Below are 21,601 nucleotides of genomic sequence, written 5' to 3'. Positions count from 1 at the left end.
TTGAAGTGGAGGCCGGGCGTCGCCCAGCCTCCTTATGATCTAGCCGGTAATGGGGCCGATCAACGGACCGGCGGTGCGTATTGCAGGCCGCCCTTGGTCCACAGCGCGTTCTGGCCACGCTCGATCTTCAGCGGAGAGCCAGCGCCGACGTTGCGGTCGAAGACTTCGCCGTAGTTACCCACCAGCTTGATGATGTTGTAGGCCCAGTCGTTGGTCACGCCGAGATCGGTACCGATCTTGGTGCCTTCTTCCGTGCCGAGCAGGCGCTTCACGTCCGGATTGGCGCTGTTCTTCTGCTCATCGACATTCTTGGAGGTGACGCCAAGTTCTTCGGCGTTGACCATCGCATAGTGAACCCAGGTCACGATGTCGAACCACTGATCGTCACCCTGGCGAACGGCCGGGCCAAGCGGCTCCTTGGAGATGACTTCCGGCAGAACGACGTTTTCGTCCGGGTTCTTCAGCTTCAGACGGATTGCATAAAGACCCGACTGGTCGGTGGTGTAAACGTCGCAACGGCCCGAATCATAGGCGGAGGTTGCGTCGGATTCCTTTTCGAAAACGACCGGGTTGTACTGCAGATTGTTGGTCTTGAAGTAGTCGGCCAGGTTGAGCTCGGTGGTCGTGCCGGTCTGAACGCAGACGGCGGCGCCGGAGAGCTCGAGAGCCGACTTCACGTTGAGGCTCTTCTTGGCGATGAAGCCCTGGCCGTCATAATAGTTGACGGTGCGGAAGTTGAAGCCGAGCGACGTGTCGCGGCTGATCGTCCAGGTGGTGTTACGGGTCAGAACATCGACTTCACCGGACTGGAGAGCCGGGAAGCGGTCCTTGCTCGAAAGGGCGACGAACTTGGCTTTCGAAGGATCACCGAAAACCGCGGTGGCAATACCACGGCAATAGTCCACGTCGATACCGGACCATTCGCCCTTGTCATCGGGATTGGAAAATCCCGGAATGCCCGCGCTGACGCCGCAGGTGACGAAACCTTTTCCCTTCACATCCTGAAGCGTCGCAGCCGAAGCGACCGAGGCTCCTCCCAAAACTGCTGCGCCGATGGCGGCTGACAGAATTGCCTTTTTCATTTTTCCCAACCTTTGTTTGTTATCGTCACTTGGAAGGGGACCGGCATGTTTGTCTTCCCCAGCTCCCCCTTCAGCGAGATCTTTTTCGATCCGCTTTTTCTATCACAATCACAATTGGCAGCGGGGTCAAGACGTGCGGGCAATAATTGTGCCTATAAAACGGAATTTTCCAAATTTTGGTCGGGAAGTGTGCAAAGGGTGAAAATATAAGCATATTTTTGCGGAAATTTGCACTTGCACAGTATTTGTATACTTCTTGTATTCTGGTCGGCGGTGGATCAATCCGACCTGCTCAGGCGTCTCTGCGGGACTTGACCTTGCGTTGCGGTCTTAGCATTGTCGCACGCGTCAATGTTCCTTCGAAAGCTGATCTGAAATGACCAAGACAAATGACCTGCTTTCCGCCGCAGGTGTGAATACGCGCCTGACCCATGGCGGCAACGATCCCGCGGACTGTTTCGGTTTCGTCAATCCGCCCATCGTGCGCGGTTCGACCGTGCTTTTTCCCGACGCGGAGACGCTTTCGACCGAAAACCAGAAATATACCTATGGCACCCACGGCACGCCGACGACGGATGCGCTATGCAATCTCGTCAACGAGCTGGAAGGGTCTGTCGGAACCATTCTCGTGCCCTCGGGCCTTGCGGCCATCACCGTGCCGTTCCTTGCCTATCTCGGCGCCGGCGATCATGCGCTGATCGTCGATTCCGTCTATTTTCCGACGCGCCGTTTCTGCAATACGATGCTGAAGAAGCTCGGTGTCGAGGTGGAATATTACGACCCGGCAATCGGGGAGGGCATCGAGGCTCTCATTCGGCCGAACACCAAGCTGGTGCATCTGGAAGCGCCGGGCTCCAACACCTTCGAGATTCAGGATGTCAGGCTGATCACGGATATCGCTCACCGGCATGATTGCGTGGTGACGATGGACAATACCTGGGCGACGCCGCTTTATTTCAAGCCGCTCGATTTCGGCGTCGATGTCTCCATTCACGCCGCCACCAAATATCCTTCGGGTCATTCGGATGTGCTGATGGGGTTCGTTTCGGCCAATGAAAAGCACTGGAAGGCGCTTTATCAGGCCAATACCAATCTCGGCATCTGCGTCACCTCTGACGATGCCTATCAGATCCTGCGCGGCATGCGCACCATGGGAATAAGGCTGGAACACCACCAGAAAAGCGCGCTCGATATCGCCACATGGCTGGAGAGCCGTGACGACGTCGTCCGTGTGCTGCATCCGGCGCTGCCGAGTTTTGCCGGGCACGAACTCTGGAAGCGCGATTTCAAGGGCGCAAGCGGTGTCTTCTCCTTCGTGCTGAAGGCGGAAGAGGGCAAATACAAGCAGGCGGCGGCCGCCTTCCTGAATGCGCTGACCTTTTTCGGGCTCGGCTATTCCTGGGGCGGATACGAATCGCTTGCCGTTTCGGTCTCGCTTGTCGACAGGACCATTGCCAAGGGTCCGTCGGAAGGGCCGGTCATCCGCCTGCAGATCGGGCTCGAGGATATCGCCGATCTCAAGAAGGACCTCGAGGCCGGATTTGCGGCAGCGACAGGGGTTTGACCTCAGCCTTTGGCGCGATAGCCGTAGAGCCAGTCGAAGTCCTTCAGGAAGGCGTCGGTGGGGCGCGTGGAAAACACGAAGTCCCGCGCAATACGCACCGGGCCAGTGGCGTGATAGGCAAAACGATTGAGAGAGGCCCGCTTGCGGGCCTTTTCTATGCGCGGCAGGCGCAGGGCCTCGAAGCTGGCAAGGGCCTGCGGCAAGGGCAGGGGCTTTTCGGCATTGCCGCCTGCCGTCGCTCCCGCAAGTTCGAAAGCATCCTCTATCGCCATCGCCGCGCCCTGTGCGGCGAAGGGCATCATGGCATGCGCCGCATCGCCGATCAGCACCGTGTCGCGGCCATTGTGCCAGCGGCCCGGGCCGGCCTGATAGAGCGGCCAGAAGGTGGGATTTTCAGACGAATCGAGCAATCGGACGATATCCGGGCTGAAACCGCGAAACTGTTCCAGCAGCATGGCTTTCTGTCGTCCGCTCGATTCCGCCCGCCAGGTTGCGCCGGGATCGGCACCGAGCGCGATGGCGACAATGTTGAAGCCGCCGACTTCCTTCAGCGGATAGGCGACGATATGGCCGCCGGAACCGAGATAGGCGGTCACTGCGCTTTTGTTGATGGCTGACGGCACGTCGTTTGCGGCAACGGTGAAGCGCCAGGCAATATTGCCGGAGAAGGTGGCTGTGGGGGCGGAAGGGACCGCGAAGCGGGCCGCCGACCAGACACCGTCCGCGCCGACGATCAGATCATGGTCACGGAAGGTGGTTGCGGCAATCGCGTCCACCGTCGCGTTTTCGATGCGCTTGCCGAGATGCAGGCGGCAGAGCGGGTTGCGTGTCACCGCCTGGAGAAGCGCATTCTGCAGCGTCGAGCGGTGCAGCACGCCATAGGGTGCGCCCCAGCGTGTGCGAGCCACCGCGCCCATCGGCAGCGACAGCAGCGTGGCGAGCGATTTTCCGGAGGCGAGTTCGACGCTGACCGGTTCGGTCCAGCGCGCTTCGATTTCCGGCAGCACGCCGAGTTCGGCGAGAATGCGGGCGGCATTGGGCGAGAGTTGCAGGCCTGCGCCCACTTCCGTCAGCTCACCGGCCTGCTCGATGATGTCACAGTCGATACCGTATCGGGCAAAGGAAAGGGCGGCGGTGAGACCGGCGATGCCGGCACCGACAATGGCTACGGATTTGATGGGCATTGGTGCGCCCCGATCAGGAAAAGTGGAAGGTCAGGCGGCCTTCACATGGAAGACGCAGCCCGGAGGATTGGTCTGCTCGGCCTTCAGCGACGGATTGTAGCGGTAAAGGGTGGAGCAGTAGGAACAGACCTTCTCGTTGTCGTCGCCCATATCGATGAAGATATGCGGATGATCGTAAGGAACGGAAGCGCCGGTGCACATGAATTCCTTGACGCCGATCTCGATCATGCGGTGTCCGCCATCGTTCTGGAAGTGGGGAATGGAATGCCCGGCCATGTTCGTCTCCAAATGCAATATCGTTATCGAGCCGCAATCCGTCTTCGCGTGCCGGCTCGTCGTTGCGGATATGTAGCCTCAAACGCATTGCATCTCCATAAAAATCGTCAGCAAAACATGTTCAACATTGCTAATTCCTGCCATATGGTCCGGCAAAAAGGATGTCCTTGATGAATCTCAACACGCCGCAGTTTTCCGATTTTTCCCATGACGGCCTTCGCCTTGCCTATTTCGACGAGGGCGATCCGGCGGGCGAACCGGTTCTGCTGATCCACGGCTTCGCCTCCAGCGCCAATGTCAACTGGGTGCATCCCGGCTGGTTGAAGACGCTGGGCGACGCGGGCTACCGGGTGATCGCCATCGACAATCGCGGCCACGGCGCAAGCGACAAGCCGCACGATTCCGAAGCCTATTATCCGCCCGTCATGGCCGGGGATGCGGTGGCGTTGCTCAACCATCTCGGGATCGCCGAAGCGCATGTGATGGGATATTCCATGGGTGCGCGCATTTCCGCCTTTCTGGCCATGGCCCATCCTGAGCGCGTGCGTTCGCTGGTCTTCGGCGGACTCGGCATCGGCATGGTCGAAGGTGTCGGCGACTGGGATCCGATTGCCGAGGCGCTTCTCGCACCTTCGCTCGATGTCGTCACCCATGAGCGCGGCCGCATGTTCCGCGCCTTCGCCGACCAGACGAAAAGCGACCGGCTGGCGCTGGCCGCCTGTATCGAGACGTCGCGGGTTCTCGTCACGCGCGAACAGGCTGAGAAAATCGATGCGCCAACGCTGATCGCGGTCGGAACGAAGGACGATATCGCCGGATCCGGTGCGGAGCTTGCAGCGATCATGCCGCATGCGCGGGCAATCGATATTCCCGGCCGCGACCACATGCTGGCCGTCGGCGACCGGGTGTTCAAGGCGGCGGTGCTGGAATTTTACCGCTCGCTTTGATCGGGAGCATTTCCGGGAAAAGCGGAGCCCGGTTTTCCGTCCGGAAATGCGGCAACGCTGAGGACGGCAAGAAACGGTTTTTCATGCTGCATGAAGAAAAACTGAAGCCTTGCCGCCTTTAAAGTCGTCATTCGAATCCCATTTCTAATGCACGTCTTTTTCTGTATAAAGAACGACCACTGCAAACGAGGAGACCATTCATGGTCGCACGTACCGAGGCCCGTCAGCCCGAACAGCTGGCGATCGTCGATCCCATCTGGGGCAGCCTGCTCAATGAAGCCCGCAGCGCCGCGGCGCAGGACCCGCTGCTTTCGGCCTTCCTTTATTCGACGATCCTCAATCACCGGTCTCTCGAAGAATGTGTGATCTACCGCATCTGCGAACTCCTCGATCATCCCGACATGCAGGCCGTACTTCTGCGCCAGACCTTCCAGGACATGCTGGATGACTGGCCGGAATGGGGAAGCGTGCTGCGCGTCGACATTCAGGCCGTTTACGACCGCGATCCCGCCTGCACGCGCTTCATGGAGCCGCTCCTCTATTTCAAGGGGTTCCAGGCTATCCAGACCCACAGGCTCGCCCACTGGCTGCTGCAGAAGGGCCGCAAGGACTTCGCGTTTTATCTGCAGAGCCGCTCCTCGAGCATTTTCCAGACGGATATCAATCCGGCCGCGCGCATCGGCAAGGGCATCTTCCTCGATCATGCCACCGGGCTTGTCGTCGGTGAAACGGCGGTGATCGGCGACAACGTCTCCATCCTTCACGGCGTCACGCTCGGCGGCACCGGCAAGGAAGGGGCGGACCGCCATCCGAAGATCGGAAACGGCGTGATGATCGGGGCCGGGGCGAAAATCCTCGGCAATATCGAGATCGGCAGCTGCTCGCGCATCGCTGCCGGTTCGGTGGTGCTGAAGCCGGTTCCGCCCAAGACGACCGTTGCCGGCGTGCCGGCGCGCGTGGTGGGAGAAGCAGGGTGTTCCGAACCCTCGCGCCTGATGGACCAGCTTATCGGGGCCGATATCTGACTGGCCCTGCCGCGCTCCGATGGGGCCGGCATTTTCACGGTCGTCCGTGTGGAAGACACGGATGACTTGCCGCTTTCACTTTACTTTGGCCTTTGTCCCATGCCAAAAGCGGGCCAACGCGAACCGCACAGGAGAATAGTGGTGAAAGCCGACGAAATCAAAAAACTCGACGCCTATTTCAAGCGCACCTTCAACCCGACGATGGTGGTCAAGGCGCGTCCGCGCAAGGACGATTCCGCCGAAGTGTATCTTGGCGAAGAGTTTCTCGGCGTCGTTTATATCGATGACGAAGACGGCGACCGCTCCTACAACTTCTCCATGGCGATCCTCGACGTCGATCTGTGATCGTCACCATCCGGTGACGGATGGAGTTTCGCACTGAACCAGTCGCCCGTGGCGGTTACGCCGCGGGCGATTTGTTTTTTCGGCTGCTCACCTGCATCATCAGGCGGTTTTCCGGCCGCAAGGTGACCCGCATCAGCGGCTCGGTATTTGCCGGGCTTTTGTTCCTGAGGTGGTCGTTCTGCAAAAGCACGGCAAGGATTGCGACAGCCTCCATCATGGCAAAGGCGTTGCCGATGCAGACGCGCGGGCCAGCGCCGAAGGGCATATAGGCATAGCGGTGGCGCGCCTTGACCCTTTCGGGCTCGAAGCGTGAGGGGTCGAAGCGGTCGGGTTCTTCCCACAGTGTTGTGTGCCGGTGGACGGCGTAGATCGGCACATAAAGAACGGTGCCGGCGGGGATATCGTGTTCGCCGAGCCTGAAGTCCTGCAATGCCGTGCGTGTCACGACAGGGGCGGGTGGGTAAAGCCGCATCGCTTCCGAAAATACCTGTCTGGTATAGGTCAGACGGGCGATATGTTCGGCCGCGACCGGTTCACCTGCGGTAACGGTTTCGATCTCGTCGATGACCTTGCGCTCCACGTCGCTGTTTTGCGAGAGCAGATGGAAGGTCCAGGCGAGGCCGAGGGCCGTGGTTTCATGCCCGGCGGTGATGAAGGTCAGGAGATTGTCGATGATTTCCGTATCGCTCATCATGCGCCCGGTTTCCGGATCTTTCGCTTCGAGCAGCATGGAAACCAGATCGTTCCTCTCGATTGGCTTCCGGCGCCTTTCGGAAATGACGGTTGCAAGGCTGGAGCGAAGATAATCCACCGCCGCGCGCGCCTTGCGCCGGCCCGGATGCGGCAGCCATTCCGGTGCCCCCAGCATGGCAAGCGCGAAGGTCCAGCCCGTGGGTTTCAGATAATCGGTGATGCTTTGCTCGACGCGGGCTATATCGATCCCATGGCCGCCGGACATCATGGTTTCGACGATGATGTCGAAGGTCGTCCGCATCATCTCATGGCCGATATCGATGTCGCCGGCAGGCGATGAGTGCCAGCGCTCTTGCGCGCGGCGCGCGGCGTCGATCATGACCGGCAGCAGTTCCTGCAGCTTCTCGTGCCGGAACGCTGCGGCAACGGATTGCCTTTGCCACTTCCAGTGATCGCCATCGGCTGTCAGAAGCCCCTGGCCGAGCGCGGGGCCGAGGGCGCGGCGCACATCTTCGCCCTTGCCGAGTAGCGGCGCGTTCTTGACCAGCGCCTCATGAATAAGCGCAGGGTCGGCAAGATGAACCCGCATGATGCCGCCGAGACGGGTAAAGACCGCCGGCTCGCTGAAAATTTCCGGCGGCAGAGCCTTCAACGGATTGCGGATGAGCGACAGCGCGACGCGGGCTGTTGCGAATTTGGAGACGGGAGCGATTCCGGGCGTATCCGGGGAGGCGGTGCGAAGGTCGGTTCCGGTCATTTACAGGTCCTTTGTCCGCGTTGAACACTTACATTTCCTGTTAAGGTGTATACCTTATTGTGAGTATTTAAGGTGCTTACCTTAGATTTCAATGGTCGGGTTCGAAATCAATGAAGAAAAGCAGTACCGGGCGGACGGCGGCACGCCCCACACGCCAGAGAATTCTCGACGCCGCTCTCACTCTGTTTAACGAGCGCGGGCCCGATCACGTGACGACCGCCGAAATTGCAAGGGCGGTAGAGATCAATGAGGGCAATCTCTATTATCACTTCCGCACCAAGGAAGCGCTGGTTCTGGCGCTGTTTGCCCGGTTCGAAGCCGACGCGCTGGCAATTGTCGGAAAGATTGACGGGGCCGATGAGGGAGCGGCGGCAACCTATGCCGGTTTTCTGCGGCTCTGGTTTTCGCTGGTGTGGGACTATCGTTTCCTGTTTCGCGATCTGGTCGGTCTTGTCTCTTCCGCCCCGGCGCTGGTGGAGCCCGTGCGCGCCATAAGCGCCGCGATGCGCCTTGCCGTCGGCGATATCGTCGCGCGCATGGAGAAAGCGGGCCTCGCCGCGATACCCGAGGAAGAGCGGCCTGCCGTTCTGACGAACCTCTGGATCGTCTCCACCTATTGGGCGTCCTATCTCAACCTTCAGGAAGGCATCACCGAGTTCGGTCCGCCGCAGCTTGACTGGGGATTGAAGCAGGTCTCAAGCCTGTTCAGGCCCTATCTCTCCGCGGAAGCGAAAGCCGAGCTGGAAGTGTTGCTGGTAGGGGAGCCGTAGGTTTCACCGGACGGTGATATGGCCGGAAAACAGGTACGCCCGCAACGATATCCGTCGCGGGCGCTTTTACGAGTATCAGCCATATGCCGCTGAAGTATCAGGCGGCCTTCAGCAGATCGCCATGCGGATCGAGGACGAACTTGGTGGCTGCGCCCTGATCGAAGCTTTCATAGCCCTGCACCGCATCGTCGAGCGCGATGATCTTGGCGTTGACGATATCGGCAATCGGCAGGCGGTCGTGCAGGATCGCCTGCATGAGCTGGCGGTTATATTTCAGCACCGGCGTCTGGCCGGTGTGGAAGGATTGCGCCTTGGCCCAGCCGAGGCCGAAGCGCAGCGACAGGCTGCCCTGTTTCGCCGCCGCATCCACCGCGCCGGGGTCTTCGGTGACATAGAGGCCCGGAATGCCGATGGAGCCGGCGGCGCGGGTGATTTCCATCATCTGGTTGAGAACGATGGCCGGCTGTTCGCCGCCCGCATGGCCGCGCGCTTCGAAGCCGACGGCGTCGATGGCGCTGTCGACTTCGTTGGTGCCGACGATTTCGGCGATCATGTCGCCCAGCCGGTCGCCCTTGGAAAGATCGACGGGTTCAAAACCGACTTTTGCCGCGTGCGCAAGGCGATCCTTGTTGAAATCGCCGATCATGACGACCGCAGCACCCAGAATACGGGCGGATGCGGCGGCGGCAAGGCCTACCGGGCCGGCGCCCGCGACATAGACCGTGGAGCCGACGCCGACGCCCGCCTTGACGGCGCCGTGGAAGCCGGTCGGCAGAATATCCGACAGCATGGTGAGGTCGCGGATCTTCGACATCGCCTTGTCGCGGTCCGGGAACTTCAGCAGGTTGAAATCGGCATAGGGGATGGTGACATAACGGGCCTGTCCGCCGATCCAGCCGCCCATATCGACATAACCGTAAGCGCCGCCGGCGCGGGACGGGTTCACCGTCAGGCAGACGCCGGTATCCTGCGACTTGCAGCAGCGGCAGCGGCCGCAGGCGACGTTGAAGGGCACCGAGACGATATCGCCGATTTCCAGCATCTCGACATCGACGCCTTTTTCGATGACTTCGCCGGTGATTTCATGGCCGAGGACGAGGCCCGGCATCGCCGTGGTGCGGCCGCGCACCATATGCTGGTCGGAGCCGCAGATGTTTGTGGAAATCACCTTGAGAATGACGCCGTGCTCAATGCGGCGGCCATCCGGCGCCTCAAGCTTCGGGTCATCGATATCGCGAACCTCGACCTGACCAGGCCGCATGTAGACGACGCCTCTGTTCCTGCTCATATCCATCTCCTCCATGGTTTGAACACCGTACCTGTCCGCTCCTCCGGAAACAGGTGACTCCATGGGGGCAGCAAACCATGTGAGGGGAGATGTGGCGTTCGGGAATACGACACGCGGTGTGGTCGTAACGACACCGCGTGTCGCCCGATGTCACGGTGGCGTTATCTGTCGAGCGGTTTTCTGAGGCGGCCGGCGGCGTCCTGAATATATTGCCAGGCGACACGGCCCGAGCGGCCGCCGCGCGTGGTCGCCCATTCCAGCGCCTCGTGATGCAGCGTTTCGCGGTCCAGACCCAGATCGAAATGCGTCGCATAGCTGTCGATCATCGTCAGATAATCTTCCTGGCCGCATTTGTGGAAGCCGAGCCACAGGCCGAAACGGTCCGAAAGCGAGACTTTTTCCTCCACCGCTTCCGAAGGGTTGATGGCGGTGGACTGCTCGTTTTCCATCATGTGGCGTGGCAGAAGATGGCGGCGGTTGGAGGTCGCATAAAACAGCACATTGTCCGGCCGTCCCTCGATGCCGCCGTCGAGCGCCGCCTTCAGCGATTTATAGGCCGTATCGTCATGGTCGAAGGAGAGGTCGTCGCAGAAGACGATGACGCGATGGCCGGAGGCTTTCAATATGTCGAGCAAAGCGGGCAGGGTGTGGATGTCCTCGCGGTGCACTTCCACCAACTTCAGCGAAACGCCGCTTGCCGCGCGCACATCTTCGTGAACGGCCTTGACCAGCGAGGATTTACCCATGCCGCGCGCACCCCACAACAGCACGTTATTGGCGGCAAAACCCTCCGCGAAACGCAGTGTGTTTTCGTGGAGAATGTCGCGGACATGGTCAACACCACGGATGAGCTTCAGGGCGATGCGGTTGGGGCGGGGAACCGGCTGGATAAAGGAGTTGACTGGCGCCCAGACGAAACAATCGGCCGCATTCCAGTCGTTTACGGCGGGCGCCGGCCCGGCCAGACGTTCCACGGCGATGGTGAGCCGGCGCAGTTCTGAAAGAAGCAGGGAGGCCGTTTCTTCTCGAATCATGGTGTTTCTTCCGCTTGTCTGGTGTTCAAAACTCTGTTTTGCGCCCGGCCTAGCATGGCGTTTCAGGCCCATAAAGGTTAAGAGGTCCGGAATCGGTACGGCGTGGGTCCTGCATCTGTTGCAATCCCGGCGTTCCCCACTATATTCCGGCGGCTTGAAAGCTGGGGCGGCATCCAAGGTCGTGCCGTAATTCTGAGGAGTTTTATATGTTCATTAGTCAAGCTTTTGCCCAGGACGCAGCGGGCGGCGCATCGGCCTTCGGTTCCGGCCTTGAAATGCTTTTCCTGTTTGCGCCGCTCATGGTGGTCTGGTACTTTTTCCTTATCCGCCCGCAGCGCGCGCAGATGAAGAAGCGCCAGGAAACGCTGACCAATATTCGCCGTGGCGATCAGGTCGTTCTCGGCGGCGGCATCGTCGGCAAGGTGACCAAGGTCATCGATGACAATGAACTCGAAGTCGAAATCGCCGAAGGCGTGAAAATCCGTGCCGCCCGCGCCTACATTGCCGAAGTGCGTGTGAAGGGCGAAGTGGTCAAGACGGAAGCCGCTTCCTGATCCTGCCGGATTATCGAATGCCCGATTGCGAATTTTGACGGGTTGCGCACAGCGCGACCCCAACCCTGACCGAGATCGAAATGCTTCATTTTTCCCGTTGGAAAACAGTCTTCATCTGGCTGCTTGTGCTGGCAAGCGTCTTCATCGCCTCTCCCAACCTGTTTACGGACAAACAGCTGGAGGGCATGCCTGCCTGGTACAAGGACAACAAGGTAACGCTCGGTCTCGACCTTCAGGGCGGTTCGCACATTATGCTCAAGATCGAGCGTTCCGACATCGTCAAGGAACGGCTTGAAACGATCGTGGGCGATGTGCGTACGCAGCTTCGCGACGCCAACATCCGCTATTCGGGGCTCACCGGCAACGGCCAGCAGATTCAGGTCCGCATCAGCGATCCCGCTCAGGTGGAAGCCGCCAAGAACGCGCTTCGCGACCTGACGCAGCCGGTGTCCGCCGGCACGCTGGTCGGCGGCTCCATCACCGAAGTGACGATGAATGACGGCGGTGACAATCTGCTCAGGCTCAACCTGACGGATGAAGGCATCGACTACCGCCTGTCGTCCGCCGTTTCGCAGTCCATCGAAGTCGTGCGCCGTCGCGTTGACGAAGTCGGCACCACCGAGCCGCTCATCCAGCGTCAGGGGTCGGACCGCATCATCGTGCAGGTGCCCGGCCTTCAGGATCCGCAGCGCCTGAAGTCGCTTCTGAACCAGACGGCAAAGCTCTCCTTCCGCATGGTCGATACGACGATGCCGGTACAGGAAGCCATGAACGGCCGTCCGCCCGCGACCTCCGAGGTTCTCTATTCGCAGGACGATCCGCCGGTTCCCTATCTGGTGGAACGTCGCGCGCTTGTTTCCGGCGACAATCTCGTCGACGCGCAGGCAAGCTTCAACCAGCAGACCAACGAGCCGGTCGTCACCTTCCGCTTCGACAGCCGCGGTGCGCAGCGCTTCGCGCAGGCAACGCAGCAGAATGTCGGCAAGCCTTTCGCCATCGTGCTCGATAACCAGGTCATTTCCGCGCCTGTCATCCGCGAGCCGATCATCGGCGGTTCGGGACAAATCTCCGGTAACTTCTCGGTACAGGGCGCCAACGACCTTGCGGTTCTGCTGCGCGCCGGCGCACTGCCGGCCACGCTGACCGTGGTTGAAGAACGCACCGTCGGCCCGAGCCTCGGTAACGACTCCATCACCGCCGGCCTCACGGCCAGCGCCATCGGCGCCGTCGGCGTCCTCATCTTCATGTTCGTCTTTTACGGCTTCTTCGGCCTGCTGGCGAACATCGCCCTCATCGTCAACGTCATCATGTTGCTCGCTGTGTTGAGTGTGATCGGATCGACGCTGACCTTGCCGGGTATTGCCGGTATCGTCCTGACCATCGGCATGGCCGTGGATTCGAACGTTCTGATCTATGAGCGAATACGCGAGGAGGTGAAGAGCGGCAAACCGCTGATCCAGGCTTTGGATAATGGCTTTACCCGCGCCTTTGCGACCATTATCGACGCCAACCTGACGACGCTGATCGTCGCAAGCGTGCTGTTCTACATGGGCACAGGCCCGGTGAAGGGCTTCGCAGTCACGCTGGCCGTCGGTATCATCACCACCGTCTTCACGGCCTATACGCTGACGGCATGGATGTTCGGCTACTGGGTTCGCCGCAGCCGTCCGAAACACCTGCCGAAGGGTGTCCGCACCGCCATGTTCGACGGTCGCGACATTCCCTTCATGCGTTATCGCCGCGTGGTGTTCATGATCACCGGCGCCATCATGCTCGCTTGCGTCGGCGGTTTCGTGGCCAAGGGTCTGAACCTCGGCATCGATTTCCAGGGCGGTTCGGTCATCGAAGTGCGCGCCAAGCAGGGCGAGGCCGATCTCGCCGATATTCGCGATCGTCTGAACCAGCTCAATCTCGGTGAAATCCAGGCGCAGAATTTCGGTACGCCGCAGGATGTTCTCATCCGCATTCAGGCGCAGGACGGCGGCGAAAATGCCGAGCAGTCCGCCATCACCATGGTACGCGGCGAGCTTGAGGACAAATACGACTTCCGCCGCGTGGAAGTCGTGGGTCCTGCCGTTTCCGGCGACCTGACCGTTACCTCCACCATCGGCGTTATGCTCGCCATGGCGGCGATCATGGTCTACATCTGGGTTCGCTTCGAATGGCAGTTTGCACTCGGCGCGGTCATCTCCATGGTGCACGACGTGGTCTTCACTATCGGCCTGTTCGTCTTCCTCGGGATAGAGTTCAATCTGACCAGTATCGCGGCGATCCTTACGATCATCGGATATTCGCTGAACGATACCGTGGTCATCTACGACCGTGTCCGTGAGAACCTTAGGCGATACAAAAAGATGCCGCTTTCCATGATCATCGACGTGTCGCTGAACCAGACTCTGTCGCGTACGATCCTTACCGGTCTGACCGTACTTCTGGCACTGCTGGCACTGTATCTCTTCGGCGGCGAGGTCATCCGTTCCTTCACCTTCGCCATGCTGTTCGGTGTCGGTATCGGCGTGTTTTCCTCGGTCTACATCGCCGCTCCGGTGCTGATCGCCTTCAAGCTGCGTCCTGACAGCAAGGATGCGGAAGACGAGAAGGACGACAAGAAAGAAAACAACACCGGCGCCATTGGCGGCAAGCCTGCCGTCTGATGGCCGGCGGGATTGAAATACGCCCGGCCCATTTTCCCGGCCGGGCGCCCATCGATGCCTATGGCAATGGCGGGTTCCGTTTTGCCGACATGTCGCATCGCGGTTCGCTTCTGCTCCTGCCTTCGGGCATCTATGGGTGGGAGCTTGTCGATGCGAAAGAACTGACGGTCGGACATTTCGAAAAGGTTCTGGCGGAAGCGCGGGATATCGAAGTGCTGCTGATCGGAACGGGCGACGGCATGCGGGTCCTGCCGAAGGAATTGCGCGCCGCCTTCAAGGAGGCGGGCATTTCGGTGGATCCGATGAGCACGGGCGCCGCCGTGCGCACCTATAATATCATGCTGTCGGAATCGCGCGCCGTGGCCGCGGCGCTGATTGCCGTCGAAGGCTGACAGGACGTTTCGCGCGGGGAACCATGGCACCCACAGAAAATCTCGACGTCTGCCTCACGACGCTGCGCGATACCGATCGCGACCGCTATCTCGCCTGTCTTCTGTCGCCTGCCGACAGGCGTAATGCGCTTGCCGCGCTATACGCCTTCAATGCCGAAATCGCCCGCATCCGCGATTCCGTGCGCGAAGCGCTGCCCGGCGAGGTGCGCATGCAATGGTGGCGCGATCTTCTCGACGGCAATCCGCACGGCGACAGCCAGTCCCACCCGGTGGCTGCAGCGCTTTTGACGACGATCGAGCACTATCGCCTGCCGCGCCCTGTTCTCGCCAATATGATCGAGGCGCGTATCTTCGATCTCTATGACGACCTGTTCGAGGATCGCAATGCGCTGGAAGGTTATGCCGGAGAGACCGCATCCGCATTGATCCAGCTTGCAAGTCTCGTGCTTTCCACAGAAGACGCCGCATCCAGCGCGGAGGCGGCAGGGCACGCGGGCGTGGCGCAGGCCATGGCGGGCATGCTGCTGCTCATGCCGCTGCACCGGCGTCGCGGGCAGGTCTATATTCCCGCCGATATGCTGGCTGCGGCCGGGCTCGACCGCGAGACCTTTCTTGAAGGGCAGGACAGGCAGCGCATCGGCATCGCCATCGAAATTTTCGCGGCCCATGCGCTGGATCATATCGAGAAGGCGCGACGCGCGAAGATTTCGAAAAATGTCTTTGCCGCCTATCTTCCCGTCGCCCTGTCCGGGCCGGTCATCGCTGCCGCGAGAAAGGCGGGGAGCGGCGTATTCGACGGCGACCTGCAACTGTCGCAGCTTCGCCGGCAATGGCTGCTGGCAAAGGCTTCCTTCCTCAAGCGTTTCTGATGGCACGGATCGCGCCAGACTGCGAAACGACGTCGATCCCGCAAAGCCACACTTCACACAAGCCTCGGTCTATATGAACCTGAACCGGGTTCGCATCGTTTCGATTCGCGAATCTTGATGTTTCGATGCTGAGGGAGCGTCCCGGATGAGTATTGCGATCTGGATTATCGTTTTCGTGCTGCTTTCGGTCTTCGCTGTTTATGCCTGGCGCATGTCGCGGGCGACGGATGAGGATAACAGTCATGATGTGGGGCAGGCGATCATGGATTTCGCCCGCGCCTTTCCCAATGAGGCGATCAGAAGTCTGCATATGACGGCGGATGGCGGCGCAGCCTTCGTGCGGCTGCACGACAACAATGCCGGCTTCATGCGCAATATGGGATCGCATTATGTGTGCGTGATGATCGATCCCGAGCGCATCCGGGTCGAAAGTCTTGAAAGCGGCGACGGTTTCGTCGTCAGCTTTTTCGACATGCCGAAATATAGCGGCTCATACCGGTTCAAATCGGCCGGAGAAGCGGCCGAGGTTTCCCTCTGGCTGCTCGGCAGTCTTGTGGAGGCGCAGGACCATCACGACGAAGGGCCGCTGCCCTCGAACGGTTGAGGCACGTCAGGTGTCGGCTGTCACTGTCCGTCAAGCGGCGGGTTCGCACCGGCCTGCTGGCGCTCGCGCCAGATGATGAACAGGCCGGATGCGACGATGATGAGGATGCCGAGCCATTTCGACGGCGTCGGGAAATCCGAAAACAGCGCATAACCGAGGATCGTCGCCGAGATGATCTCGAAATACTGGAACGGCGCCAGCAGAGAGAGCGGCGCCAGCCGGAAGGCCCTGACAATCAACAGGTGCATGTAGCCGGATATCGACCCCAACAATACGAGCAGGGCAAGTGCGAAGCCGGATTGCGGCAGCGAGACGGCAAAATCCTTGTCGCCAAGTGCATCGCCGGCGAAAAGTGCGCCCCCCATGAACACGGTCCCCGCAATGCCGGACATTGTCTGCATGACAAGCGGGCTGTCGGCATCGCCGATGGCGCGGTTCAGGAAGAGGTAGAGCGTATAAAGAAAGGCGCATGCGACCGGCAGGAGCGATGTCCAGCCGAAGATTTCGAAGCTGGGCTGTATGACGATCAGCGCGCCGCCGAACCCGACCGCAATCGCCGTCCAGCGCTTCCAGCCCACCTTGTCGCCGAGGAAGAGGGCCGACATCATCGTCAGCATGAAAGGCTCGACGAAATAGATCGCGAAGACATCGGCGAGCGGCATGTATTTGACGGCGGCGAAGAACATCAGGCTGGCCGAGGCGTGCAGGACGCCGCGCAGGCAGTTCATCCACGGTCGTTTGGCGCTGAACAGCGCCCTGGGCGACACCACGAGCAGCAGCGGCAGGGTGCAGAGCACCTGGAAAAAGAAGCGGTAGAAGGTCACCTGCGCCGGCGACATGCCGCCGCTCACCGCCATGTATTTGGCAATCGCATCCATGACCGGCAGCACCAGCATGCAACCCGCCATGATGGTCATGCCCTTGGCGATATCGTTGAAACCGGTCTGGCTGGTCATGGATCGGGGAGTCATGGGTCAGGCTGCGCTTTCGACCAAAAGGTCCAACGGGAGAGGGGACGCCCGCAAGGTCGCCCCCTTCCGGGGTCAGGCGGCCTTCTGGCGCGGCAGGCTCTTCATATCAATGACGAAGCGATAACGCACATCGCTTTTTATCATGCGTTCATAAGCGTCGTTGATCTGATCGATATCGATCATCTCGATTTCGGCGGCGATGCCTTTTTCGGCGCAGAAATCCAGCATTTCCTGCGTCTCGGGAATGCCGCCGATCATCGAGCCGGCAAAGGTCTTGCGGCCGGGAATGAGGCTGAAGGCCATAACCGAGAGCGGCTTTTCCGGTGCGCCCACCTGCACCAGCGCGCCATCGCGTTTCAGCAGCGCCAGATAGGCGTTGATGTCATGGTCGGCGGCCACGGCATCGATGATGAGATCGAGGCTCGAAGCGGCCTTTTTCATCTGCTCGGCATCGCGCGAGACGATCACCTCGTGGGCGCCGAGCTTTTTCGCGTCCTCCGCTTTGGCGGGCGAGGTCGTGATCATCACCACGGTTGCGCCCATGGCATTGGCGAGCTTGACCGCCATATGGCCAAGACCGCCGAGACCGACGACGCCGACACGCTTGCCGGGTCCGGCGTTCCAGTGACGCAGCGGCGAATAGGTGGTGATACCCGCGCAGAGCAGGGGTGCTGCCGCCGCCGGATCGAGGCCTTCGGGAATGTTGAGGACGTAACGGTCATCGACGACGACGTGGGCGGAATAACCGCCGAGCGTATGCGCGCCGCCGCCCATCGCTTTATCGGGCGAATTATAGGTGCCGGTCATGCCGTTTTCGCAATATTGCTCCAGCCCCTCGGCGCAGCTTGCGCATTCCCGGCAGCTATCGACAATACAGCCGACGCCGACGCGGTCGCCCGCCTTGAACCGGGTGACCTGCGCGCCCACCCGCCCGACGCGGCCGATGATTTCGTGGCCGGGAACGCAGGGATAGAGGGAGCCCGGCCATTCGCTGCGGGCAGTGTGGATATCGGAGTGGCAGACGCCACAGAATTCGATCTCGATTTCGACATCGCGCGGGCCGGGATCGCGACGCTTGATGGTCGCGAGCTTCATCGGCGAAGAGCCGTCATCGCAGGCATAGGCGGACGTAGTGAACATGATCGTTCCTCCTCTTGTGGTGATCGATGCTGGAAACACCGGCCTGCGGCAAAGGTTGCGGTGGGATCAGCCGCTTGCGCCGGTTTCGGGCGCTGCCTCGCCAAACACCTCCTCAAAGGCCTCGCGCAGCAGAACGTCGACGTCGCCGATCATAACCGGCAATCCAAGATCGACAAGGCTGGTGACGCCATAGGCGCTGATGCCGCAGGGAACGATGCCGGAAAAATGCGAGAGGTCTGGATCGACATTGATCGAGAGCCCGTGGAAGCTCACCCATTTGCGCAGCCTGATGCCAAGTGCCGCGATCTTGTCCTCGGCCATGCCGCCATCGGGAAGCAAGGGTTTTTCCGGACGCCTGACCCAGACGCCGACGCGATCCTCGCGCCGTTCGCCACGCACATTCATCTTGTCGAGCGTGCGGATGATGACATCCTCCAGCGCCGCCACATAGGCGCGGACATCCTGCCGCCGCCGCTTCAGGTCGAGCATGACATAGACGACCCGCTGTCCCGGCCCGTGATAGGTATATTCACCGCCACGACCCGTGGCGAAGACGGGGAAACGCTCCGGCTCTATAAGGTCGGCGGCATCGGCGCTGGTGCCGGCGGTATAGAGCGGCGGATGTTCCAGAAGCCAGACGAGCTCGTCTGCTTCGCCGCTGGCAATGGCGGCGACTTCACGCTCCATTTCCTCAATCGCCTGCTCATAGGGGACGAGGCCTTCCGAGATTCGCCAGCGAATGGGCGGCGAACCGGCGGCGGGTAGCATGTTTGTCTCGATATCGGTGCGTGTGAGCATGAAAAAGTCCTTTCCACAGCCTTCTCGCAAAATGGCGACAGGGCCGCAACCCCAGCATTTCCGGGCTTCCTGCATATAGGATGGTGCGGTGCGATTTTTAATTTCAAAAAACTGTCACGACGCTCTTGTGCACCGAAAATCCTTTTGCTACATGCACCCCCGTCGGCGCAAGTCGACGCCTACCACGATGCGGTCGTGGCGGAATTGGTAGACGCGCAGCGTTGAGGTCGCTGTGGGGCAACCCGTGGAAGTTCGAGTCTTCTCGACCGCACCAAAGAAACCCGCTTCGGCGGGTTTTTTCTTTTTTAGCCAGTTATTTAGCTTGCTCTCTGTTTTCTGTCCCAGGTTCGTTGGACCGTCTCGGATGTGTCCCACGCCACACCAATCTGCTTTATCCCGCAGCCAGAGCGCCATGAATTAACGGCGGCAAATTATCGACCTGCCGCCGTTCGAATTGAATGGACGAGGTGGATCAGCGTCGGTTGCGCTGCCCGTCGCCGACACGGTAGGGGTCACCGTCCATGACCTGATCCATGCGCCACTCGTTTCCACGATATGGACTATGCCACGTCTGGCACCCGGCCAGAAAGACGGTTGCGGTCAGCAATCCGAAAGTGAGGGCGGCTCGCACCATATTGAACTCCTTCGACATGTCATCCCAAGCCATGTAGGCGCAGGCAGGTGATTTTGCGATGCCTCTTCGAAATTTATCGTCCATTTCGAAACCCTGGAGCACGTCCGGTCAAAACGAAATCGTCGGACGTGCTCTATCGCTTTGTTTTTTCGCATTTCCAGACGTAAAACCGCTACGCACTTTTACTGGAAATGCTCTAGCTGGATTCGGCCATCGTCAAATTTCGGTGGATATCGATGCACGCTGCAGTAGTCGTGCGGTTCCCCCCTACAAAAACGAGGGGTGGAATATTAGAGGTCCGATGTTAGCTTTTGTCAGGAAAATATGTCTGGGGGTTTTCGTGCTGGGGGACAAAACGGATTCAGACAATGCGCTTGGCTATTACATGTGGAGCATTTCCGACAACAGGCTGATCATGGATGCGGTCACTGCGGAATGCCACGGGTTTTCGGAGCCGGTTGCGTCACGCGGGGTGACGATCGAGGAGATTCTCGAAAGAATCGATGTCGAGATGCGCGATCAGGTGGCGCAGGCCATTTTTGAAAGCATCACTACCGGTGTGTTTTTCGACCAGCGCTACAAGGTCAATCTGCCGGACGGGTCGGACCGGTGGATTGTGGCGAAGGGCAGGGCGATTTTTGATGCCGACAATACACCGTTTCTGGGTATTGGCAGCGTTCGGGATATTACCCTGAAAAAAACCTATCAGTTCGAGCCTCGGCAATAGCGACCGGACGGGGTGAAAACCGTGCATAAAAAGAGGCGGCTTTCGCCGCCTTTTTTCGTCTGCACCGTGCGGGGACATCAGAAGACGGCAAGATATTTCAGCAGCGAAATAATGCCGATGATGATGACGATCACCTGTGCGATCTGTTTCGCACCGCCGCCGACCGGCAGTCGCGCGATAAGCCACAAGACGAGCACAATCACCAGGAAGGTGATCAGAATGCTGACGAGCGTAGATGTAACCATATGTCCCAGCTCCCTTTTCAATCAATACTCAACGGTCGTTCACCGTTGCGTGAGTAAAAGCGCGAGGCTAATTTTGGTTCCATCGGGTGAAATCGCGGTGTGAGGTCGGGCATGAATCAGTTCAGGGTTAAAAAGCGGCCGACGGGCGCTGTCGTCACTCTTGGCCGTCTCGGGCATCCCGATGTCGTCACGGCCACCGGAGGCGCCCTGACGGTGGTGACGGCGGCCTCGGAGCCGGGTTTCAATCCGCTCGACCTTCTTTATTCGTCGCTGTCGGCCTGTCTGGCGCTCAGCGCCCGGATTGCGGCGAGCCGCATGGGTGTGCTCGACCGGTTCGAAAAGGTCACGGTGCATGTATCCGGCGAAAAGGCTGAGGAGGAGCCGTCGCGGATCGTGCGTTTCGATGTCCGGATCGAGATAAAGGGGGATTTCGATGAGGCCACGCGCGGCGCCATCGCCCATATGGCGGAGGAAATCTGCACCGTCAGCAACACGCTGAAGGGCGATGCGGAATTTGCGCTGTCGATTACCGGCTGACCATCAGGATTTCCGGGATTTTTCCCATTTTTTCACCAGCCGGTCGCGCTTGAGTTTCGAGAGGCGCTTCAGCCAGAAAATGCCGTCCAGCTGGTCGATCTCGTGCTGGATGCAGATGGCGTGAAATCCCTCGGCGGGCTGCCGGTGTTCGCCGCCGGCTACGTCCTGAAATCTCACCTCGATTTCGGAAGGCCGCTCCACCTCGTCGGTAAATCCCGGCATGGAGACGCTGCCCTCCATATGGCGCATGGTCTGCGTGGATTGGCTGACGACTTCAGGGTTGATGTAGGTAAGCACGGTTCCCGGTGTCAGCTCCAGCACGAAAACTCGCTGCTTGACGCCGATATGGGCGGCGGTGATGCCGACGCCGGGCGCGGCGCGCATCGTGTCGATCAGGTCCGTCACCAGCTCCTGCAATTGCCCGTCGAAAGCCGTGACCGGCGGACAGATTTCGGACAAGCCGGGATGGGGGTAGGGCAGGATCGGCCTGATTGCCAAGGAATGCTCCGTT

24 protein-coding genes and 1 tRNA gene are annotated in these 21,601 nt (G+C 60.0%); 13 read left to right on the top strand and 12 right to left on the bottom strand.

Features of this window, described 5'->3' with window-relative positions; all coding sequences use genetic code 11:
- Positions 1-59: 59 nt before the first annotated feature.
- Complete coding sequence (locus CFBP4996_RS06225) at positions 60-1,082, bottom strand: amino acid ABC transporter substrate-binding protein (protein ID WP_003524863.1); 1,023 nt, start codon at positions 1,080-1,082, stop codon at positions 60-62.
- Between the two features lie 376 nt (positions 1,083-1,458).
- Here CFBP4996_RS06225 and CFBP4996_RS06220 point away from each other — a divergent pair, with 376 nt between their 5' ends.
- Positions 1,459-2,646 (top strand): cystathionine beta-lyase, encoded by a 1,188-nt coding sequence (locus tag CFBP4996_RS06220; RefSeq protein ID WP_080851959.1) that lies wholly within the window; start codon positions 1,459-1,461, stop codon positions 2,644-2,646.
- A 2-nt stretch (positions 2,647-2,648) separates the two neighbouring features.
- Here the strand turns inward: CFBP4996_RS06220 and CFBP4996_RS06215 are convergent, their stop codons facing one another.
- Together CFBP4996_RS06215 and CFBP4996_RS06210 are read right to left on the bottom strand one after the other, a co-directional pair.
- Positions 2,649-3,830, bottom strand: coding sequence for an FAD-dependent monooxygenase (locus tag CFBP4996_RS06215; RefSeq protein WP_080851961.1), 1,182 nt, complete (start codon positions 3,828-3,830; stop codon positions 2,649-2,651).
- Positions 3,831-3,860: 30 nt separating this feature from the next.
- Complete coding sequence (locus tag CFBP4996_RS06210; RefSeq protein ID WP_035261222.1) at positions 3,861-4,106, bottom strand: zinc-finger domain-containing protein; 246 nt, start codon at positions 4,104-4,106, stop codon at positions 3,861-3,863.
- A 170-nt stretch (positions 4,107-4,276) separates the two neighbouring features.
- Between CFBP4996_RS06210 and CFBP4996_RS06205 the strand changes: the two genes are divergently transcribed.
- From CFBP4996_RS06205 to CFBP4996_RS06195, 3 genes are all read left to right on the top strand, one after another.
- On the top strand, positions 4,277-5,053 hold the full coding sequence (locus tag CFBP4996_RS06205; RefSeq protein ID WP_080853162.1) for an alpha/beta fold hydrolase: 777 nt from the start codon (positions 4,277-4,279) through the stop codon (positions 5,051-5,053).
- Between the two features lie 200 nt (positions 5,054-5,253).
- Positions 5,254-6,078, top strand: a complete 825-nt coding sequence (gene cysE / locus CFBP4996_RS06200) for a serine O-acetyltransferase (RefSeq protein ID WP_035261225.1) — start codon at positions 5,254-5,256, stop codon at positions 6,076-6,078.
- 141 nt (positions 6,079-6,219) lie between these two features.
- Positions 6,220-6,423 (top strand): DUF3126 family protein, encoded by a 204-nt coding sequence (locus CFBP4996_RS06195; RefSeq protein WP_003524869.1) that lies wholly within the window; start codon positions 6,220-6,222, stop codon positions 6,421-6,423.
- Positions 6,424-6,478: 55 nt separating this feature from the next.
- Here CFBP4996_RS06195 and CFBP4996_RS06190 read toward each other — a convergent pair whose 3' ends face one another.
- Complete coding sequence (locus CFBP4996_RS06190) at positions 6,479-7,873, bottom strand: cytochrome P450 (RefSeq protein ID WP_080851963.1); 1,395 nt, start codon at positions 7,871-7,873, stop codon at positions 6,479-6,481.
- A gap of 110 nt (positions 7,874-7,983) precedes the next feature.
- Here CFBP4996_RS06190 and CFBP4996_RS06185 point away from each other — a divergent pair, with 110 nt between their 5' ends.
- Positions 7,984-8,643, top strand: coding sequence for a TetR/AcrR family transcriptional regulator (locus CFBP4996_RS06185; protein ID WP_080851965.1), 660 nt, complete (start codon positions 7,984-7,986; stop codon positions 8,641-8,643).
- Between the two features lie 97 nt (positions 8,644-8,740).
- Here the strand turns inward: CFBP4996_RS06185 and fdhA are convergent, their stop codons facing one another.
- Positions 8,741-9,931 carry a formaldehyde dehydrogenase, glutathione-independent gene (fdhA, locus tag CFBP4996_RS06180; RefSeq protein ID WP_003524961.1) on the bottom strand — a complete coding sequence of 397 codons (1,191 nt, stop codon included), beginning with the start codon at positions 9,929-9,931 and terminating at the stop codon, positions 8,741-8,743.
- 161 nt (positions 9,932-10,092) lie between these two features.
- Positions 10,093-10,965, bottom strand: coding sequence for an ATP-binding protein (locus CFBP4996_RS06175; protein WP_065655019.1), 873 nt, complete (start codon positions 10,963-10,965; stop codon positions 10,093-10,095).
- A 206-nt stretch (positions 10,966-11,171) separates the two neighbouring features.
- Here CFBP4996_RS06175 and yajC point away from each other — a divergent pair, with 206 nt between their 5' ends.
- The 5 genes from yajC (at position 11,172) to CFBP4996_RS06150 (ending at position 16,038) form a co-directional block, all read left to right on the top strand.
- Positions 11,172-11,519 (top strand): preprotein translocase subunit YajC, encoded by a 348-nt coding sequence (gene yajC / locus CFBP4996_RS06170; protein WP_003524964.1) that lies wholly within the window; start codon positions 11,172-11,174, stop codon positions 11,517-11,519.
- A gap of 80 nt (positions 11,520-11,599) precedes the next feature.
- Positions 11,600-14,173: a protein translocase subunit SecDF gene (gene secDF, locus CFBP4996_RS06165; RefSeq protein WP_080851966.1), complete on the top strand. Its 2,574-nt coding sequence runs from the start codon at positions 11,600-11,602 to the stop codon at positions 14,171-14,173.
- The gene (locus CFBP4996_RS06160) at positions 14,173-14,565 is read left to right on the top strand and encodes an Mth938-like domain-containing protein (RefSeq protein WP_080851968.1); all 393 of its coding nucleotides are present in this window, start codon (positions 14,173-14,175) and stop codon (positions 14,563-14,565) included. The genes secDF and CFBP4996_RS06160 overlap by 1 nt, the downstream gene beginning before the upstream one ends.
- A gap of 23 nt (positions 14,566-14,588) precedes the next feature.
- Positions 14,589-15,434, top strand: coding sequence for a phytoene/squalene synthase family protein (locus tag CFBP4996_RS06155; RefSeq protein WP_080851970.1), 846 nt, complete (start codon positions 14,589-14,591; stop codon positions 15,432-15,434).
- Between the two features lie 145 nt (positions 15,435-15,579).
- Entirely contained in the window at positions 15,580-16,038 is a 459-nt protein-coding gene (locus CFBP4996_RS06150; RefSeq protein WP_080851972.1) for a hypothetical protein, read from the top strand.
- Between the two features lie 20 nt (positions 16,039-16,058).
- Here CFBP4996_RS06150 and CFBP4996_RS06145 read toward each other — a convergent pair whose 3' ends face one another.
- The 3 genes from CFBP4996_RS06145 to lipB all read right to left on the bottom strand — a co-directional run bounded on the left by CFBP4996_RS06145 (position 16,059) and on the right by lipB (position 18,947).
- Positions 16,059-16,994: a DMT family transporter gene (locus CFBP4996_RS06145; protein WP_162935985.1), complete on the bottom strand. Its 936-nt coding sequence runs from the start codon at positions 16,992-16,994 to the stop codon at positions 16,059-16,061.
- Between the two features lie 87 nt (positions 16,995-17,081).
- A complete protein-coding gene (locus tag CFBP4996_RS06140; protein WP_080851974.1) occupies positions 17,082-18,149 on the bottom strand; it encodes an NAD(P)-dependent alcohol dehydrogenase in 1,068 nt (355 codons plus the stop codon).
- A 66-nt stretch (positions 18,150-18,215) separates the two neighbouring features.
- Complete coding sequence (gene lipB, locus CFBP4996_RS06135) at positions 18,216-18,947, bottom strand: lipoyl(octanoyl) transferase LipB (protein ID WP_121490270.1); 732 nt, start codon at positions 18,945-18,947, stop codon at positions 18,216-18,218.
- A gap of 189 nt (positions 18,948-19,136) precedes the next feature.
- Here lipB and CFBP4996_RS06130 point away from each other — a divergent pair.
- Positions 19,137-19,221 (top strand) — tRNA-Leu (locus tag CFBP4996_RS06130).
- Positions 19,222-19,419: 198 nt separating this feature from the next.
- Here CFBP4996_RS06130 and CFBP4996_RS06125 read toward each other — a convergent pair.
- The gene (locus CFBP4996_RS06125) at positions 19,420-19,665 is read right to left on the bottom strand and encodes a hypothetical protein (RefSeq protein ID WP_162935800.1); all 246 of its coding nucleotides are present in this window, start codon (positions 19,663-19,665) and stop codon (positions 19,420-19,422) included.
- Positions 19,666-19,882: 217 nt separating this feature from the next.
- On the opposite strand from CFBP4996_RS06125, the gene CFBP4996_RS06120 reads away from it, so the two are divergent.
- Complete coding sequence (locus tag CFBP4996_RS06120; RefSeq protein ID WP_020813199.1) at positions 19,883-20,308, top strand: PAS domain-containing protein; 426 nt, start codon at positions 19,883-19,885, stop codon at positions 20,306-20,308.
- Positions 20,309-20,385: 77 nt separating this feature from the next.
- Here the strand turns inward: CFBP4996_RS06120 and CFBP4996_RS06115 are convergent, their stop codons facing one another.
- A complete protein-coding gene (locus tag CFBP4996_RS06115; RefSeq protein ID WP_003502827.1) occupies positions 20,386-20,553 on the bottom strand; it encodes a Thivi_2564 family membrane protein in 168 nt (55 codons plus the stop codon).
- Between the two features lie 111 nt (positions 20,554-20,664).
- Between CFBP4996_RS06115 and CFBP4996_RS06110 the strand changes: the two genes are divergently transcribed.
- Entirely contained in the window at positions 20,665-21,090 is a 426-nt protein-coding gene (locus CFBP4996_RS06110; protein WP_080851977.1) for an OsmC family protein, read from the top strand.
- A gap of 3 nt (positions 21,091-21,093) precedes the next feature.
- On the opposite strand, the gene CFBP4996_RS06105 is transcribed toward CFBP4996_RS06110, so the two are convergent.
- Entirely contained in the window at positions 21,094-21,588 is a 495-nt protein-coding gene (locus tag CFBP4996_RS06105) for a peptide deformylase (protein ID WP_080851979.1), read from the bottom strand.
- Positions 21,589-21,601: the final 13 nt, after the last annotated feature.

The sequence above is a fragment of the Agrobacterium leguminum genome, assembly GCF_005144435.2.
Lineage (GTDB): Bacteria > Pseudomonadota > Alphaproteobacteria > Rhizobiales > Rhizobiaceae > Agrobacterium > Agrobacterium leguminum.
This window is presented reverse-complemented; position numbering and strand designations above follow the sequence as displayed.

Excerpts from the sequence above, each read along its gene's own strand:
- CFBP4996_RS06220 (WP_080851959.1), top strand. The coding sequence starts at position 1,459 with ATGACCAAGACAAATGACCTGCTTTCCGCCGCAGGTGTGAATACGCGC.
- CFBP4996_RS06145 (WP_162935985.1), bottom strand. The coding sequence starts at position 16,994 with ATGACCAGCCAGACCGGTTTCAACGATATCGCCAAGGGCATGACCATC.
- CFBP4996_RS06125 (WP_162935800.1), bottom strand. The coding sequence starts at position 19,665 with ATGGACGATAAATTTCGAAGAGGCATCGCAAAATCACCTGCCTGCGCC.
- CFBP4996_RS06160 (WP_080851968.1), top strand. The coding sequence starts at position 14,173 with ATGGCCGGCGGGATTGAAATACGCCCGGCCCATTTTCCCGGCCGGGCG.
- cysE (WP_035261225.1), top strand. The coding sequence starts at position 5,254 with ATGGTCGCACGTACCGAGGCCCGTCAGCCCGAACAGCTGGCGATCGTC.
- secDF (WP_080851966.1), top strand. The coding sequence starts at position 11,600 with ATGCTTCATTTTTCCCGTTGGAAAACAGTCTTCATCTGGCTGCTTGTG.
- yajC (WP_003524964.1), top strand. The coding sequence starts at position 11,172 with ATGTTCATTAGTCAAGCTTTTGCCCAGGACGCAGCGGGCGGCGCATCG.
- CFBP4996_RS06150 (WP_080851972.1), top strand. The coding sequence starts at position 15,580 with ATGAGTATTGCGATCTGGATTATCGTTTTCGTGCTGCTTTCGGTCTTC.
- CFBP4996_RS06185 (WP_080851965.1), top strand. The coding sequence starts at position 7,984 with ATGAAGAAAAGCAGTACCGGGCGGACGGCGGCACGCCCCACACGCCAG.
- CFBP4996_RS06210 (WP_035261222.1), bottom strand. The coding sequence starts at position 4,106 with ATGGCCGGGCATTCCATTCCCCACTTCCAGAACGATGGCGGACACCGC.
- lipB (WP_121490270.1), bottom strand. The coding sequence starts at position 18,947 with ATGCTCACACGCACCGATATCGAGACAAACATGCTACCCGCCGCCGGT.
- CFBP4996_RS06225 (WP_003524863.1), bottom strand. The coding sequence starts at position 1,082 with ATGAAAAAGGCAATTCTGTCAGCCGCCATCGGCGCAGCAGTTTTGGGA.
- CFBP4996_RS06115 (WP_003502827.1), bottom strand. The coding sequence starts at position 20,553 with ATGGTTACATCTACGCTCGTCAGCATTCTGATCACCTTCCTGGTGATT.
- CFBP4996_RS06190 (WP_080851963.1), bottom strand. The coding sequence starts at position 7,873 with ATGACCGGAACCGACCTTCGCACCGCCTCCCCGGATACGCCCGGAATC.
- CFBP4996_RS06140 (WP_080851974.1), bottom strand. The coding sequence starts at position 18,149 with ATGTTCACTACGTCCGCCTATGCCTGCGATGACGGCTCTTCGCCGATG.
- CFBP4996_RS06175 (WP_065655019.1), bottom strand. The coding sequence starts at position 10,965 with ATGATTCGAGAAGAAACGGCCTCCCTGCTTCTTTCAGAACTGCGCCGG.
- fdhA (WP_003524961.1), bottom strand. The coding sequence starts at position 9,931 with ATGAGCAGGAACAGAGGCGTCGTCTACATGCGGCCTGGTCAGGTCGAG.
- CFBP4996_RS06155 (WP_080851970.1), top strand. The coding sequence starts at position 14,589 with ATGGCACCCACAGAAAATCTCGACGTCTGCCTCACGACGCTGCGCGAT.
- CFBP4996_RS06205 (WP_080853162.1), top strand. The coding sequence starts at position 4,277 with ATGAATCTCAACACGCCGCAGTTTTCCGATTTTTCCCATGACGGCCTT.
- CFBP4996_RS06110 (WP_080851977.1), top strand. The coding sequence starts at position 20,665 with ATGAATCAGTTCAGGGTTAAAAAGCGGCCGACGGGCGCTGTCGTCACT.
- CFBP4996_RS06215 (WP_080851961.1), bottom strand. The coding sequence starts at position 3,830 with ATGCCCATCAAATCCGTAGCCATTGTCGGTGCCGGCATCGCCGGTCTC.
- CFBP4996_RS06120 (WP_020813199.1), top strand. The coding sequence starts at position 19,883 with ATGTTAGCTTTTGTCAGGAAAATATGTCTGGGGGTTTTCGTGCTGGGG.